General features: G+C 74.0%; 12 protein-coding genes and 1 pseudogene. 2 read left to right on the forward strand and 11 right to left on the reverse strand.

The genetic code is table 11. The features are described 5' to 3' along the window. Window positions 1–36 precede the first annotated feature (36 nt). The 7 genes from AC2A1K_RS13350 to AC2A1K_RS13380 form a co-directional block, all read right to left on the reverse strand. Window positions 37–1,071: a TIGR03617 family F420-dependent LLM class oxidoreductase gene (locus tag AC2A1K_RS13350; protein WP_483896792.1), complete on the reverse strand. Its 1,035-nt coding sequence runs from the start codon at window positions 1,069–1,071 to the stop codon at window positions 37–39. Then, window positions 1,068–2,807, reverse strand: coding sequence for an acyclic terpene utilization AtuA family protein (locus AC2A1K_RS13355; RefSeq protein ID WP_483896793.1), 1,740 nt, complete (start codon window positions 2,805–2,807; stop codon window positions 1,068–1,070). The genes AC2A1K_RS13350 and AC2A1K_RS13355 overlap by 4 nt, the downstream gene beginning before the upstream one ends. After that, complete coding sequence (locus AC2A1K_RS13360) at window positions 2,804–4,783, reverse strand: acetyl/propionyl/methylcrotonyl-CoA carboxylase subunit alpha (protein WP_483896794.1); 1,980 nt, start codon at window positions 4,781–4,783, stop codon at window positions 2,804–2,806. Before AC2A1K_RS13360 ends, AC2A1K_RS13355 begins: the two co-directional genes overlap by 4 nt. A gap of 82 nt (window positions 4,784–4,865) precedes the next feature. Continuing rightward, on the reverse strand, window positions 4,866–6,491 hold the full coding sequence (locus AC2A1K_RS13365; RefSeq protein ID WP_483896795.1) for an acyl-CoA carboxylase subunit beta: 1,626 nt from the start codon (window positions 6,489–6,491) through the stop codon (window positions 4,866–4,868). Next, entirely contained in the window at window positions 6,488–7,303 is an 816-nt protein-coding gene (locus AC2A1K_RS13370) for a TIGR03084 family metal-binding protein (protein ID WP_483896796.1), read from the reverse strand. Before AC2A1K_RS13370 ends, AC2A1K_RS13365 begins: the two co-directional genes overlap by 4 nt. Window positions 7,304–7,350: 47 nt before the next feature. Continuing rightward, window positions 7,351–8,532, reverse strand: coding sequence for an acyl-CoA dehydrogenase family protein (locus tag AC2A1K_RS13375; RefSeq protein WP_483896797.1), 1,182 nt, complete (start codon window positions 8,530–8,532; stop codon window positions 7,351–7,353). A 41-nt stretch (window positions 8,533–8,573) separates the two neighbouring features. Further along, a complete protein-coding gene (locus tag AC2A1K_RS13380; protein ID WP_483896798.1) occupies window positions 8,574–10,073 on the reverse strand; it encodes an acyl-CoA synthetase in 1,500 nt (499 codons plus the stop codon). An 83-nt stretch (window positions 10,074–10,156) separates the two neighbouring features. Between AC2A1K_RS13380 and AC2A1K_RS13385 the strand changes: the two genes are divergently transcribed. Continuing rightward, window positions 10,157–10,840 carry a TetR/AcrR family transcriptional regulator gene (locus tag AC2A1K_RS13385; RefSeq protein WP_483896799.1) on the forward strand — a complete coding sequence of 228 codons (684 nt, stop codon included), beginning with the start codon at window positions 10,157–10,159 and terminating at the stop codon, window positions 10,838–10,840. Window positions 10,841–10,890: 50 nt separating this feature from the next. On the opposite strand, the pseudogene AC2A1K_RS13390 reads toward AC2A1K_RS13385, so the two are convergent. The 4 genes and pseudogenes from AC2A1K_RS13390 to AC2A1K_RS13405 all read right to left on the reverse strand — a co-directional run. After that, window positions 10,891–11,250, reverse strand: a pseudogene (locus AC2A1K_RS13390) (DUF6069 family protein); the annotation flags it as partial. Between the two features lie 46 nt (window positions 11,251–11,296). Next, complete coding sequence (locus AC2A1K_RS13395) at window positions 11,297–12,700, reverse strand: purine-cytosine permease family protein (protein WP_483896800.1); 1,404 nt, start codon at window positions 12,698–12,700, stop codon at window positions 11,297–11,299. Window positions 12,701–12,712: 12 nt separating this feature from the next. Further along, a complete protein-coding gene (locus tag AC2A1K_RS13400; protein ID WP_483896801.1) occupies window positions 12,713–13,672 on the reverse strand; it encodes an isopenicillin N synthase family dioxygenase in 960 nt (319 codons plus the stop codon). Window positions 13,673–13,728: 56 nt separating this feature from the next. Beyond that, window positions 13,729–14,160 (reverse strand): nucleoside deaminase, encoded by a 432-nt coding sequence (locus AC2A1K_RS13405; protein WP_483896898.1) that lies wholly within the window; start codon window positions 14,158–14,160, stop codon window positions 13,729–13,731. A gap of 110 nt (window positions 14,161–14,270) precedes the next feature. Between AC2A1K_RS13405 and AC2A1K_RS13410 the strand changes: the two genes are divergently transcribed. Next, window positions 14,271–15,125, forward strand: coding sequence for an Fpg/Nei family DNA glycosylase (locus AC2A1K_RS13410; RefSeq protein WP_483896802.1), 855 nt, complete (start codon window positions 14,271–14,273; stop codon window positions 15,123–15,125). The last annotated feature ends 27 nt before the right edge of the window (window positions 15,126–15,152 follow it).

Consider the following 15,152-nt stretch of genomic DNA (forward strand, 5'->3'; position numbering starts at 1 on the left):
CTCGATCGGTCGAGCTCCCCTACCGGCGTGCTCGTCTCATGCTGCGTCACCCTGCAGGTGCGCCAGGGCGGGACCCCAGCGGTCGGTCTGGGAGCCGGTCGGGGCGTAGAGCGGGATGCGCTGGGCGATCCCGCCGAACCGGGCCTCGAGCGCCGGGCCGACCTGGTCGGGCTCGGCGACGATCGCGATCGTGTGCAGGACCTCGTCGTCGACGGCGTCGCCCATCGCCTCCCACTGTGTCGGATCTTTGGCCGCCCGCTTCGACAGCGTGTTGAGCTCGCGGGCCAGGTCGCCCCAGCCGTGCAGCTCCAGCACCGGGTGGTACGCGGGCGTCGACCCGTAGAACGCGACCTGGCGGCGCACGTCCTTCACCGACGCCGCGAACTCCTCTTCGGTGTTGCCGGTCGCGATGAGCGCGGTGGCGGAGAACTCGAAGCCGGTGCCGTCCTTGCCGGCCTTCTCGAAGCCCTGGCGCAGCGAGGGCAGCGTCACCTCGTGCAGGTAGCGCTCGGTGGAGAAGGCGTGCGCCATGAACCCGTCGGCGACCTCGCCCGCCACCGCCGTCATCCGCGGGCCGACGCCGGCGAGGTGGATCGGCGGGGTGCCGTAGGGGTTCGGGTCGGGCGAGAAGAACGGCGTCATCAGCGTGTGCGTGTAGAACTCGCCGCGGAAGTCCAGCCGCTCGCCGGTGTTCCACGCGTCCCAGATCGCGCGGACGGCCCGGATGTACTCGTGCATCCGGTCGGCGGGCCGCGACCACGGCATCGAGAAACGCTTGGTGACGTGCGGCTTGATCTGGGTGCCGAGCCCGAGGATGTAGCGCCCGCCGGTGACCTGGTGCAGGTCGCCCGCGGTCATCGCGGTCGTCATCGGTGTGCGGGCGAACGCGACGGTGATCGCCGTGCCGAGCGTGATGCGCTCGGTGCGGGTGGCCGCGAGCGTGATCATCACGGCCGGGTCGTGCTGGGTCTCCGATGCCCAGACGGCGTCGTAGCCCGCCTTCTCCGCGGTGACGGCGTCGTCGGCGAACGCGCTGAGCCCACCGGTGACCACGGTGGCGTCGACCTTCATCGCAGCAGCTCCTCGGGGATGTCCATGTGTCGGGACCGGACGAACTCGCCGAGCCCCTTGGCCTGCGGGTCGAGCGCGAGGTTGTCGGCCACCCCGCGACCCAGGAACCCGACGACGGTGACGCCCACCGCGCGCAGCAGCGGGAACGCCCAGAGCCGCCTGGTGCACCCGGCGGCATCCTCGCCGAGCAGCCACGCGACGTGCTCGTCGTCCCACCAGCTGCTCAGCCAGGCGTAGGTGTCGTCGTCGCGCGCCCAGAGCCCGAGCGTCGCGTTGCCGCCCTTGTCCCCGGACCGCGCGCCGGCGATCCGGCCGAGGGGGGCGCGGGTGGTGGCGCGCGATTCGGAACGAACGTGCTGTTCGCTGCTTCTTGGCGTCGGAACTCCCCGTTCGCTCGCCGGCACGGCCGGCGGTGGCACCGTCCACGTGCGATCCGCGAGACCGACGAGCTGGGGCAGGTCGGCAGCGGGCAGGAGCATCGGCCAGAACACGCTCGCGGCGCTGCCGGGGCCGGGCGGGGTGGTGGCGAAGAAGCCGGGGTAGCCGCTCAGCGCGGTCTCGACGGCCGCCCGGGACAGGCGCGCGCAGGCCTCTCGGCTCCCGGCGACGGCCACGGTGAGCAGGGAGACGGCGTCGGTCATGCGCGCGGGGTCGGGCTTGTCGGCGCGCAGCAGCCGGGCCTCGACGCGCTCGAAGGCGTCGCGGCCGCCCGGTACGCCGGCCCAGAGCGCCGCGAGCGCGTGCTCCGCCTTGGCGTCGACGTCGAGGCCGGTGATCACGAAGGTCATCTCGTTGTGCCAGCCGGCGGGCACGATCGCGCCGACCTTCACCGTCACCGGCGGCGCCTCGCCCCGGGTGCCGGCGATCCGCACGCGGTCGGGCGCGTCCTGGGTCAGCGTGACGGTGTCGAGGCGCGCGACGACGTCGGGCGTGAGGTAGCGCGGACCGTCGACCTCGTAGAGCAGCTGCGCGGTGACCGTCTCCACGGTGACCGCCCCGCCCGTCCCGGAGGCCTTGGTGATCACTGCGGATCCGTCGGACTCGATCTCGGCGACGGGCAGGCCGACGCGCTCGGTGCCCGCGAGCTCGCCGGCGAACGAGAAGTTGCCGCCGGTGGCCTGCGCGCCGCACTCGATGACGTGCCCGGCGACGACCGCGCCGGCGAGGGCGTCGAGGTCGTCGGGACCCCACCCGTGGCGCCAGGCGGCCGGCCCGACGACCACCGCCGCGTCGGTGACCCGCCCCGTCACGACGACGTTCGCCCCGGCCTCGAGCGCGGAGACGATCCCGCGGCACCCGAGGTAGGCGTTGGCGACCAGGGGCTTCTCCCCGATCGGCTCGCCGGTCTCGAGGTGCGCGCTCTGCTCGGAGGACAGGCCGGCGACGACGTCGGTGACGTCGTCCCCGCCGACCCAGGCGACGCGAGCGCGCTCGTCGATCGCCGCGATCTCCCCCGCACAGCCCGCGGGGTCGAGCCCGCCGGCGTTGGCGACGACGACGATGCCGGCGTCGAGACAGTCGGCGAGCACGTCCTGCATCTGGCGCACGAACGTCGTCGCCCAGCCGCCCTTGCCGCGCTCGCGCTGCTTGGCGAGCAGGCCCATGGTGAGCTCGGCGAGCCAGTCGCCGGTGAGGACGTCGACGTGCACGCGGCCCTCGAGGTGGGCGTCGACGATCTCGCGGGCGGCCGCGAGACGGTCGCCGTAGAAGCCGGAGATGTTGGCGACGGCGATCATTCGGCCACTCCCAGCGTCACCAGCGTGGCGTGGGCCTCGACGTACTGGCCGACCGCGACGTGCACGGTCTCCACGACGCCGTCGGCGGCGGCGAGGGCGGGGTGCTCCATCTTCATGGCCTCGATCACGACGAGCTTCTGGCCGGCGACGACGTGCTCGCCCTCCTGCACGAGCACCTCGACGACGGTGCCCGGGACCTCGCTGACCGGCCCGGCCCCACCGGCCGCGGCGTCCGGGGCGGGCAGGCGCGGAACCTCGCGCCAGGCGCTGTGGCCCTCGCCGTCGTCGACGTGGGCGGTGCCGTCGTGGTGGGCGACGCGGCAGCGGTACTCGACACCGGCGTGGGTGACGCGGGCGCCGTGCGGGGTGACGTCGCGGAGCTCGACGTCGTCGAGGTTCGGGATGACCTCGCCCTCCGGGCCCTCCCAGGTGATCGCGGGCCCGGGCGCCCCGCGGAGCAGGCGCCAGCCGGGTGGGGCGAGGTCCTCGAGCGGGTCGTCCTCCCGGCGGGCCGCGCTCGTGCACGCGACGGCCGCCGCGAGGTGGACGACGCGGGGTGTGGCGGGCTCCGGGGTGCGGAGGTGCGCGTGGTTCGCGAGGAAGTCGGTGCGGGTCTGGCCGGCGAGGAAGTCGGCGTCGCGGAGCACGGCGACGAGCAGGTCACGGTTGGTGGCCGGGCCGTGGATCTCGGCGGCGGCGAGCCCGGCGCCGAGCTTGCGCGCGGCCGCGGTGCGCGTCGGGGCGTGCGCGACGACCTTTGCGATCATCGGGTCGTAGAAGGCGCTGACCTCGCCGGATGCGCCGAGGGCGTCCTCCCAGCGCAGGGCCGCGTCGTGGGAGTCGTGGCGGTAGCGGTGCAGCGTGCCGGGACTGGGGCGGTCGCCGGCGGCAGGGTCCTCGGCGTAGAGCCGCACCTCGATCGCGTGCCCACGCGGGGCGATGTCGTCCTGGGTGAACGGCAGCGGCGCACCCTCGGCGATGCTCAGCTGGAGCCCGACGAGATCCACGCCGTAGACCTCCTCGGTCACCGGGTGCTCGACCTGCAGCCGGGTGTTCATCTCGAGGAAGAAGAAGCACCCACGGGCGGCTCCGCCCCCCGAGACCCCCCCGACGTCGGGGCCGGCGTCGTCATCGTCGTCATCGAGGAGGAACTCGACGGTCCCGGCGCCGACGTAGCCGAGCTTCTCGGCGAGGGCGACGGCCGTGGCGCCCATCCGCTCGCGCAGCTCCGGCGGCACGACCGGCGACGGCGCCTCCTCGACGACCTTCTGGTGCCGGCGCTGGATCGAGCACTCGCGCTCGCCGAGGTGCACGACGTGCCCGTGGGCGTCGCCGAGCACCTGGATCTCGACGTGCCGGGGCGCGTCGAGCAGGCGCTCGAGGAAGACGGTGTCGTCGCCGAAGCTGCGCGCGGCCTCGGCGCGGGCGGAGCGGACGGCGTCGGGCAGCTCGTCGGCCGACCGGACCTCCCGCATCCCGCTGCCCCCGCCGCCGGCGCTCGCCTTGACCAGCAGCGGGAAGCCGACGTGCTCGCCGGCGCGTGCCCAGTCGGCGGGGTCGTCGGTGTCGAGCAGGGCATCGGGCAGCGTCGGGACGCCGGCCTCGCGGGCGAGCGCCTTCGCGGTGTGCTTGACGCCCATCGCCTCGATCGACCCCGGGTCCGGGCCCACCCACGTCAGGCCGGCGTCGGCGCAGGCGCGGGCGAAGGACGCGTTCTCCGAGAGGAAGCCGTAGCCGGGGTGCACGGCGTCGGCGCCGGTCGCCCGCGCGGCGGCGAGGACCTGCGCGACGTCGAGGTACGTCTCGGCGCTCGTCGACCCGCGCAGCGCCACGGCCCGGTCGGCCTCGGCGACGTGCGGGGCGTCGGCGTCGGGCTCGGAGTGGATCGCGACGGTGCGGACGCCCTGCGCGCGCGCCGCGCGGATCACCCGTCGCGCGATCTCCCCGCGGTTGGCCACGAGCAGCGTGCTGATCACCGCCGGCCCTCCATGATCGACGTGGCGTGACGGACACTGGGTGTCAGCGACGCCACGCCGCTGACACGAGCAGGCACCCCGCTCACATCCGGAACGGCGCGAAGCGGGTCGCGCCGGTGATCGGGGCCGAGTGGACCGCGGAGAGAGCGAGGCCGAGGACCGTGCGGGTGTCGCGGGGGTCGATGACCCCGTCGTCCCACATCCGCCCCGACGCGTAGACGGCGTTCGACTGCGCCTCGACGCCGTCCTCGATCGCCTTCCGCGTGGCGGCGTCGGCTTCCTCGGAGTACTCGCGACCCGCACGCTCGGCCGAGCGGCGCTGGACCATCGACATCACGCCGGCGAGCTGGGTGCCGCCCATCACCGCGATGCGGTGGTTGGGCCAGGTGAACACGAAGCGCGGGTCGTAGGCGCGCCCGGACATGCCGTAGTTCCCGGCGCCGTAGGACGCGCCGACCATGAGCGTCAGGTGCGGAACCTCGGAGTTCGACACCGCGTTGATCAGCTTCGCGCCGTCCTTGATGATCCCGCCGCGCTCGTACGCCGAGCCGACCATGAACCCCGTGATGTTCTGGACGAACAGCAGCGGGATCGACCGCGCGTTGGCGAGCTGGACGAACTGCGCGCCCTTCTGCGACTCCTCGGAGAACAGGATCCCGTTGTTCGCGAGCACGCCGACCGGGAAGCCGCCGATCGAGCCCCAGCCGCACACGAGCGTCGTGCCGTAGAGCGGCTTGTGCTCGTCGAACCGCGAGCCGTCGAGCACGCGCGCGAGCACGTCGCGCACCTCGACCGACCGCTTCGGGTCGGACGCCGCGCACGCGAGGAGCTCCTCGGGGTCGAACCGCGGCGGGACGGAGGGCAGCGACGGCCCCGGACCGGCCTTCCGCCAGCCCAGATCGGCGACGATGCGCCGCCCGATGCGCAGGGCGTCGCGCTCGTCGGCGGCGAGGTGGTCGGCGAGGCCCGACTCGCGCGCATGCATCTCGGCGCCGCCGAGGGTCTCGTCGTCGACGTCCTCGTTGATCGCCATCTTCACCAGCGGCGGCCCGCCCAGGTAGACGGTCGCCTGCCCGCGGACGAAGACCGTGTACTCACTCATCCCCGGCATGTACGCGCCGCCGGCGGTCGAGGAGCCGAAGACCACCGCGATCGTCGGGATGCCCGCCGCCGAGAGCCGCGTCATCTCGCGGAACGTCCGCCCGCCGGGCACGAACAGGTCGGCCTGGCGCGGGAGGTCGGCGCCGCCGGACTCGACCAGCGCGACCACCGGCAACCGGTTGCGCTCGGCGATCTCCAGCGCGCGCAGCTGCTTGGTGACGCCGATCGGGGTGATCGAGCCGCCCTTCACCGTCGGCTCGTTAGCGATCACCATGCACTCGACGCCGCTGACCGCGCCGATCCCGACCACCAGACCCGCGCCCGGCGTCGTCAGGTCCGGCTCGTGCGCCCCGGCCAGCGCGCCGATCTCCAGGAACGCGGCGTCGGGGTCGAGGAGCAGGTCGACGCGTTCGCGGGCGGTCAGCCGGCCGCGCTCGTGGTGCCGGTCGACGTGCTTCGCGCCGCCCGCGGCGAGCACCGTGGCGGCGACCTCGTCGACGCCCGCGAGCGCGTCGAGCATCGCCGCGCGGTCGGCGGCGTACTCGGGCGAGGCGGGGTCGAGGTGCGAAGCCAGCACGGCGCTCGGAGTGATGTCCTGGACGGTCATGCGCGCTGCGGATCCTTTCCCGGTGTGCCCGCGAACGCCTGACCGAGCTCCATCCACTCGCGCGCCGCGTCACCGGTGATCTCGAGGTTCGTGTCGTCGACGTGCACCCGGCGCACGAGCACGAGGCAGAACTCCTCGGCATCGCCGGCGATCCGATCCGCGGTCGAGCGCGTGGCGTTACGGACGTCCAGTGTCTGCGACGCCACGTCGCTGACATCTCCCCAGACCCAGGCAGCACCGCCGCAGGGGGCGGTGAGCTCGACACGGACGGGCACGTCGGGCACGTCCAGCGAGCGGACCCGGTAGCCCTGCGCCCGGGCGCGGACGGCGATGTCGGCGACGTGGCGCAGGCGGTCGGTCGGGGCGAGGCGGGCGCCCAGGGCGTCGGCGACGTCGGTGCCGTGCGCCCAGGTCTCCATGATCCGGCTGGTGATCGCCGAGCGCAGCGACATCGACGGTCCGTACCAGGGCAGGCGCGCCGAGGGGGCGCAGGCACGGGCGGCGCGGTCGAAGGACCGGGCCGCGTCCTGCCAGTACGCGAGCGCGGCGGGCCCGACCGCGGGGACCTGGCGCAGGGTCTGCTCGACGTAGCCCGCGACGTCGGTGATCGCGTCGCGCTCGGCCTCGAACTCCGCCGGCGTCGAGATCGCCCGCGCGAACGACCCGTCGAACCACCCGAGGTGGGCGATCTGGTCGCGCACCGTCCAGGGCTGCGCCCGCGTCGGCAACGTCCAGGACGACCGCGGGATCTCGCGCACCAGCGACATCACGGCCGCCCGCTCGGCGTCGAGGTCGTCCAGCAACGACTCCACGGTCGGTCCGGGTCGAGCTCCGCTGCGCTCCGTCTCCCGTGGGGCGCTCATCCGTCCAGCCCCAACCGGCCCGCCACGACCTCGGTCATGATCTCGTTCGCCCCGCCCCCGATGCCGAGGATCCTGGCGTCGCGGTAGTGGCGCTCGACCTCCACGCCGTGCATGTAGCCCATCCCTCCGTGCAGCTGGACGGCCCGGTCGACGACGGCGTCGCACGCCGCGACCGCGGTGTTCTTGGCCATCGCGAGCTCGGTGACGACGTCCTGCCCGGCCTGCCAGCGCACGAGGACGTCCCGCACGTAGGTCCGCGCCACGGTCGTCTCGCGCGCCATCTCCGCGATCTGGTGCCGGACGACCTGGCGCTGCGCGAGCGGCACTCCGAACGTGCGCCGGGACCGCGCCCACTCGATCGTCAGGTCGACGCAGCGCTGCGCGGTCGCGTACGCCTGCACGGCCATCGACAGCCGCTCGGCCGCGAAGTTGACCATGATCTGGCGGAATCCGGTGCCCTCCGCGCCGACGAGGTTCGCCGCCGGAACGCGTACCCCGTCGAAGCGCAGCTCCGCGGTGTCGCTGCAGTGCCAGCCCATCTTGCGCAGCCGCGAGCGCGACACTCCCGTCCGGTCGGTCTCGATCACCAGCAGCGAGAGGCCGCGGTGCCCCTCGCCACCGGTGCGCACCGCCGTGGTCACGACGTCCGCCCGCGTCCCCGAGGTGATGAACGTCTTCGCCCCGTCGACGACGTACTCGTCGCCCTCCCGGCGCGCGCGGGTGCTGATCGCCGCGACGTCGGAGCCGGCCTCGGGCTCGGTGATGCCGAGCGAGGCGATCAGCTGCCCGGCGAGCGCGGGCTTCACGAAACGCGCGATCTGGTCGGGGTCGCCGGCGTTGGCGATGTGCGGGACCCCGATGCCGTGGGTGAACAGCCCCGCGCAGACTCCGCTCGACCCACCGGAGAGGATCAGCTGCTCGGCGACGAGGCACGCGTCGAGGTGCTCGCCGACCCCGCCCGCGGACTGGGGGAACCCCAGCTCGAGCAGACCGAGGGCCCCGGCGCGCTCGTGCAGCGTGCGCGGCAGGGCACCCTCGTCCTCCCAGGTCGCGAGGTGGGGCACGATCTCGCGCGCGGTGAAGTCGCCGACCAGCTCGCGCAGCGCCCGCCGCTCCGGCGTCGCCCACGCGTCGTGCGCGGATCCGGAGGAGCGAGGGTGACCCTCGCTGCCTCCCACGCAGCCAGGGCGTCCCTCGCTCCACGAGCTTGCCGACCCCGTCACCGGCGGACCGCCTCGGCCGGCCCGGCGAACTGCTCGCGCAGGACCCGCTTGAGCAGCTTCCCGGTCGCGTTGCGCGGCAGCTCCTCGACGACCTCGACGCGTCGCGGCGCCTTGAAGTGCGCGATCCGCTCGCGGGCGTAGGCGATCACCTCGTCCGGATCCAGCGAGCCGGATGCGACGACCACCGCCAGCACCGTCTCGCCCCACTGCGGGTCGCCGACCCCGACGACGGCGACGTCACCGATCGCGGGGTGGCGGTGGAGCACCTGCTCGACCTCGATCGGGTAGACGTTCTCGCCGCCCGTGATGATCATGTCCTTCGTGCGGTCGACGAGGGTGACGAAGCCCTCGACGTCGCGCACGCCGAGATCGCCGGAGTGGAACCACCCCTCGCGCAGCACCTCGGCCGTCGCCTCCGGCCGGTTCCAGTAGCCCGCGAACACCGTCGGCCCCCGCAGCACCAGCTCCCCGACCTCGCCGACGCCGACGTCCTCCCCGCTCTCGGACACCAGCCGCGCGTCGACGTGCAGGAACGGCCGCCCGACCGAGCCGGCGTGGGTGAGCACGTCGTCGGCATCGAGGAAGAGCGCCGCCGGCGAGAGCTCGGTCATCCCGAATCCCTCGGTGAAGGTCCAGCCGAGGCCGGTGAAGTGCTCGATCACCGTCACCGGGCACGGCGCCCCGCCGGAGATCGCCCAGCGCAGCGCGGGCTGGGGCGGCAGGGACGGCAGCCGGGTCAGCGCCGCCCACATCGCGGGCACGAGGAACTGGGTGGTGACGCGCTCGTCGGCCATGAGCTCGGCGAACGCCGCGGGCTCGAACGACGGCACGACGACGACCGTGCCGCCCGCGTAGAGCAGGGGGAGCGCGGAGAGTCCGAGCGCGCCGATGTGGAACAGGGGCGCCGCCGCGATCGTCACGTCGGAGCCGCTGATGCCGGCGCCCGCGGTGACCATGTTGATCGCGTTCCACAGCATGTTGTCGTGCGTGAGCACGGCGCCCTTCGGGACGCCCGTGGTGCCCGAGGTGTACATGATCACGCAGGCGTCGTCGCCCGCCGCCGCGTGCGGCGTGACGGTCCCGCCGCCCGGCTCCGCGCCGAGCTCCACGAGCACCGGGGGTGTGTCCAGGTCGGCCACGGACGCCTCGGCCAGCACCGAGAACGCCGTCGAGCGCACGAGCACCGTCGCCCCCGAGTCGCCCAGGACGTGCGCGACCTCGGCCGGCGCGAGGCGGTGATTGACCGGCACCGCGATCGCGCCGATGCGCGCCGCGCCGAAGAGCCACTCGAGGTAGGCGGCGGAGTTCTCACCGAGCAGGGCGACGCGTGCGCCGGCCTCGACGCCGAGCGCGGCCAGGGCGGCGGCTCGGGCGCTCACGCGCCGCTCGAGCGCGGCGTAGTCGTGGCGGGCGCCGGTGGCGACGTCCACGAGCGCTGTCGCGCGGGGCCGGCGCTCCGCCCGCCGCGCGATCCAGTCGGCGATCCCACCGTCCACCGCCGGCTCCCTTCGTCCTGACCCACGACGACGTGGCGTGCGCTACTCTGCCCGTACGTGCGGTCAGTTTTCAAGGGGGAGTCGTGACCCAACCGGTGGTGGCCCCGGGCCGCGCCCGCGGCGGGCGGCGCGACGAGATCCTCGCGACGTTCACCCGCCACATCGCCGAGCGCGGCTACGACCGCGCCAACCTCGGCGACGTCGCCGCCGAGCTGGGGATGAGCAAGGGCACGATCGTCCACCACTTCGGCACCAAGGACCGGATGCTCGCGGAGGTCCAGGAGCGGTACATGGGCCGGCGTCTCGAGGAGGCGCACGCGCTCCTGGCCCGGCTTACCGCTCCCGAGGAACGGATCGCCGCGTTCGTCCACGCCGGGGTCCGGTACTCCACCGACGAGCCCGCGACCACGGTCGCCTTCCAGCGCGAGGTCGTGCGTCTCACCGACGTGCCCGGGATGGAGACCGCCCGGGCCCAGCGCGACGCGTACCGCGACCTGGTCGTCGCGGTCCTGCGTGAGGGCGAGGACGCCGGGGTGTTCCTGCCCGGCGACGCGCGCCTGCGCAGCCTGCAGATGTTCGGCTCGCTGCACTGGATGTGGACCTGGTTCGACCCGCACGGCCGGATGCGCCCCGGGGACGTGGCTGCGGAGTTCACGCGCACCCTGCTGCGCGGGCTCGGCGTCGGCGAGGCGGCGGTCGCGGCGGCGGCGGATCCGGAGGGCCCGATCGCCCGGTGCGTCGCCGAGGTGTGCGCTGCGCGCACGTGAGCAGCATCAGCGCTCCGGCACTGATGCTGCTCACACGCCCGCCGTGCACCTCATCGGCGCGTGAAGGCGGGGATCACGACGGCCGCGACGGCGAGGTGGGCGATCATCAGACCGATGCGGGTGGGGGCGCTGGCCTCGACCAGGCCGATCGGGGTCATCGACACGGCCAGGACGCCGACGGCGAGGTAGGTCCAGGCGGTGCGGCCCCAGGAGGCGACGCGCTCGAGGACCGCCCGCAGCGCCCAGGCGAACAGGACCGTGATCACCGTGGTGCCGACGGCCGCGGGGATGTCGACGCGGGCGGTGCCCTGCGCGTCGGTGATCCAGTAGTCGGCGCCGAGCAGCGCGCCGACGGTCCAGCCCGCGAGCGCGGCAGCACCCGCACCGACGACGGCGAGGCCACGGACCGTGGCGCGGGAGACGGTGCGAGCCGGGGCGGAGGGTGGCTCCGGGCTCTCAGGGGGTGGTGGCGTGGCTCCGGCGGTGCATCAGCAGGTACACGGCCCCGCTGACGAGGAAGCCGACCTCGAAGCAGATGTCGCCGATCCCGGGCAGGGCCGACGCGACGAGGCCGGTGAACGCGACCTGGTTCGCGAACAGCGCGATCGACACGACCATGCCGGTCAGCATGGCCGCCGGCCCGGCGAGGTTGCGGTGGGTGACGTCGAAGAGGAGCCCCTCCGCGTCCGTGCCCCTCCGCAGCCACCAGTCCGCGAAGACCACCGCGAGCCACGGGCCGATCCAGTAGGCGATGATCAGCAGGAAGCTCTCGTACGCGTGCCCCGCGTCGGCGAGCCCGAAGAGGGCGACGACGAACCCGAGGATCCCGAAGGCGCCGACGGCGAGCGCCCGGCGCAGGTGCAACGGCATCCGGATGCCCATCGCCACGAACGACATGGCGCCCGAGTAGACGTTGATCGCGTTCGCGGCCACCGCCCCGACCGCGATGCACAGCAGGGTCAGCGCCGCGAGCCAGCCCGGCAGGTGCTCGGTGAACGCGCCGGTCGGGGTGGCGTCGGGAGCGGCGGCCAGTGTCGCCGACGCCGCGCCGACCGTCTCGAGGATCACGCAGGGCACGAAGACGCCGAGCCCGGCGGCCCAGCCGGTGGCGCGCCGGCTCGTCGTCGGCGGCAGGTAACGGGTGTAGTCGGTGGCGTACGGGTTCCAGCCCGCGGCGTAGCCGAACGTGGCCCCGACGGTCAGCAGGAACCCGGCCACCGGCCCGGCGGGCTGGCCGTCGGTCGGGACGAACGCCGGGTCGACCTGGGTGAGGATGACGACCGAGGTGATCGCGAAGACCACGGCCAGCACCGGCAGGACGACCTTCTCGAAGCCGTGGATCAGGTTGTGCCCGAGCAGCGCCACCCCGATCTGCACCGCCGCGACGATCAGCAGGCCCAGCCACGCCGGCATCCCGGTCAGGGTCGCGAGTGCCAGGGCGCCGGACACGCTGTTGACCGCGAACCAGCCGATGCCGCCGACGATCGCGTTGAGCCCGGCGGGCAGCGCGTTGCCCCGGAAGCCGAAACCGAGGCGCGAGAGCACCATCATCGGAACCCCGGAACCGGGCCCGCGCGAGGACAGCAGGCCGTGGGTCAGCGACCCCAGCGCGGTGCCGACCACGATGCCCAGCACCGCGCCCCAGAACGACAGGCTGAACGCGCTGACCGCGAGCACCCCGACGAAGATCGTCGCGAACTCGAGGTTGGGTGAGCACCACGTCCAGAACAGCTGGCGCGGCCGGCCGTGGCGCTCTGCGACCGGGATGAACTCGGCGCCGCCGGGCTCGACGGCGACGACCTTGTCGCCGTACTCACCCTCGCGGACGACGACGTCGGACGGATCCTGGGCGATCGACATCGCGGGTCCCCCTCACTGCACGGTGATCGCCGCCAACTTCGCGGCGAGGTACTCGCGGGCGCGCACCGGTGCCGCGGCCACGTGTCCGACGGGCGGGCCGAGGGCCTCGACCGTCGTGTCCGGGTCCAGCTCGTAGAAGTAGACGAGCGAGACCAGGTCCTCGTCGGGCGCGACGTCCTGCGGCGGCAGCACGCGGTGGCGGGTGGAGCGCCAGCGCTGCCCGGTCCACCGCGCCAGCAGGTCGCCGATGTTGATCGTGAAGGCACCGGGGTGGTGCGGCGCGTCGACCCAGCCGAGCCCGGGCACGTCGACCTGGAGCCCGCCGGCGCCGACCTCGCGGTCGAGCACCGTCACCGTCCCGAAGTCGGTGTGCGGACCGATGCGGAACTGCCCCTCGGCGGGTTCCCCGGTCTCGGCCAGCGGGGGATAACGGTTGACGTTGAGCGTGTACGACGGGTGGCCGGTGTGGCGGGTGAAGAAGTCGTCCGCCAGCCCGAGCGCGCAGGCACCGACGACGAGCAGCTCGTCGGCCAGCGCCCGCACGTGGGCGAGGTGCTCGGAGAGGGCGAGCCTCAGCGCGGGGACCTCCCGCGGCCAGACGTTCGGGGCGAACCACACGGCGTCGACGGCGGGGTCCCCGGTGGGGGTGTCCGCGCCGCAGGTCCAGCTCTCCTTGAGGTCGGGCGGGCCGGCCTCCCCTTCCGCGCCGGCGTTCGCCTCCGCACCGGGCGGGAGCCAGCCGCGGCCTCCGACGCCGACGGTGTACGCGGCCTTGACCTCGGTGGGCATGGCGAAGAACTGCCGTGCCGCGGCGCGGGCGGCCGTGCGCACCGGGCCTGGCACGCCGTGCCCCGTGACCAGGAGGAACCCCGACGTCCGCAGGGCCTCGTCGGTGCGGCGCGCCACGTCGGCCCGGTCGTCGTCGTCACCGTGGAACCAGGGCTCGAGGTCGATCAGGGGGACGGGCGGCATCGATGGTCCGGCTCCCCTCTCGGCGTGCTCCACTGATCGCTGCGCGTCCAGGCCGCTCACTCCGGGCCCCCGATGTCCTCGAGCCACGCCTCCGGGTGGTCGGCGGCGAAGCGCTGCATGAGCGCCGCGCAGGCCGGGTCGTCGAGGACGGACACCTCGACACCCAGGTCGGCGAGCCAGGCGTGCTGGCCACCGAAGTTCTCCGCCTCGCCCACGATCAGGCGCGGGATGCGGAACTGGCGGATCAGCCCCGCGCAGAACCAGCACGGCGAGAGCGTCGTGACCATCGTCGTGTCGCGGTAGTGCGGGCGGCGCCCGGCGGCACGGAACGCGGCGGTCTCGCCGTGGGTCGCCGGGTCGCCGTCCTGGATGCGGCGGTTGTGACCGCGCCCGAGGAGCTCCCCGTCGGGGCCGAACAGGGCCGCGCCGACCGGCACGCCCCCCGCTGCCGCGCCGGTCCGGGCCTCCTCGAGCGCGACGGCGAGCATCGCGGTGGGGGTGAGCACGGCGGTCACGCTGCCACCCTGCGCCCGCGCGCGATGCCGGAGGTGTCCTGGCTGTTAAGCGTCGGTGATGCACCACCGGGCATGCTGGTGGCGTGCCGGAGCTTCCCGAGGTCGAGAACGCACGCCAGGTCGTCGAGAAGGCCCTGGACCGGGTGATCGCGAGCGTCGACGACACCGACGAGTACGTCTGCCGCCCGCACCACCCCGGCGAGATCGACCGGGCCCTCAAGGGCGGCCGCCTCACCGCGGCGCACCGGCGCGGCAAGACGATGTGGTGCGACACCGTGACCGCCGACGGCGACCCGGGCCCGCACCTGGGCATCCATCTCGGCATGGGCGGGCGCATCTTCGTGGCCGGGCCGACCGGCGAGACGAGCAGCCTCTACGCCGGCGGCGACCCGCACGTCGGCGGCATGCCCACGAAGCCCGGCGAACGGCCGGACGAGCAGCCCCATGAGAAGCCACAGTGGGACCGCGTGCGGATCACGTTCGACGACGGCGGCGAGCTGCGGCTGTTCGACAAGCGCCGCCTCGGGCGCGTGTACCTCGAGCCCGACCTCGACGCGCTCGGCCCGGACGCCGCCGAGATCACCCGCGACGAGTTCCGCGCCCGCGTCGGCAAGGGGATCGTCGCGATCAAGGCGAAGCTGCTCGACCAGTCGGTGCTCGCCGGCGTCGGCAACCTGCTGGCCGACGAGACGCTCTGGGCGGCGAAGCTGTCGCCGTCGCGCCCGGCGGGGGACCTGTCGGTCTCCGAGCTCGACGACCTGCGCCGCGTCCTGCGCAAGGCCACGCGCGACGCGATCGAGAAGGGCGGCGTGCACACCGGCGCGGTGATCCCGCACCGCGCGAAGGACGAGACGTGCCCGCGCTGCGGCGCGCCGATGGAGAAGGGCACGGTCGGCGGCCGGACGACCTGGTGGTGCTCGGCCGAGCAGTCCGACTGAGAACGATCAGCGCGGGGTACCAGCCGA

It is taken from the genome of Actinomycetospora sp. 2LY8.5 (assembly GCF_057180585.1).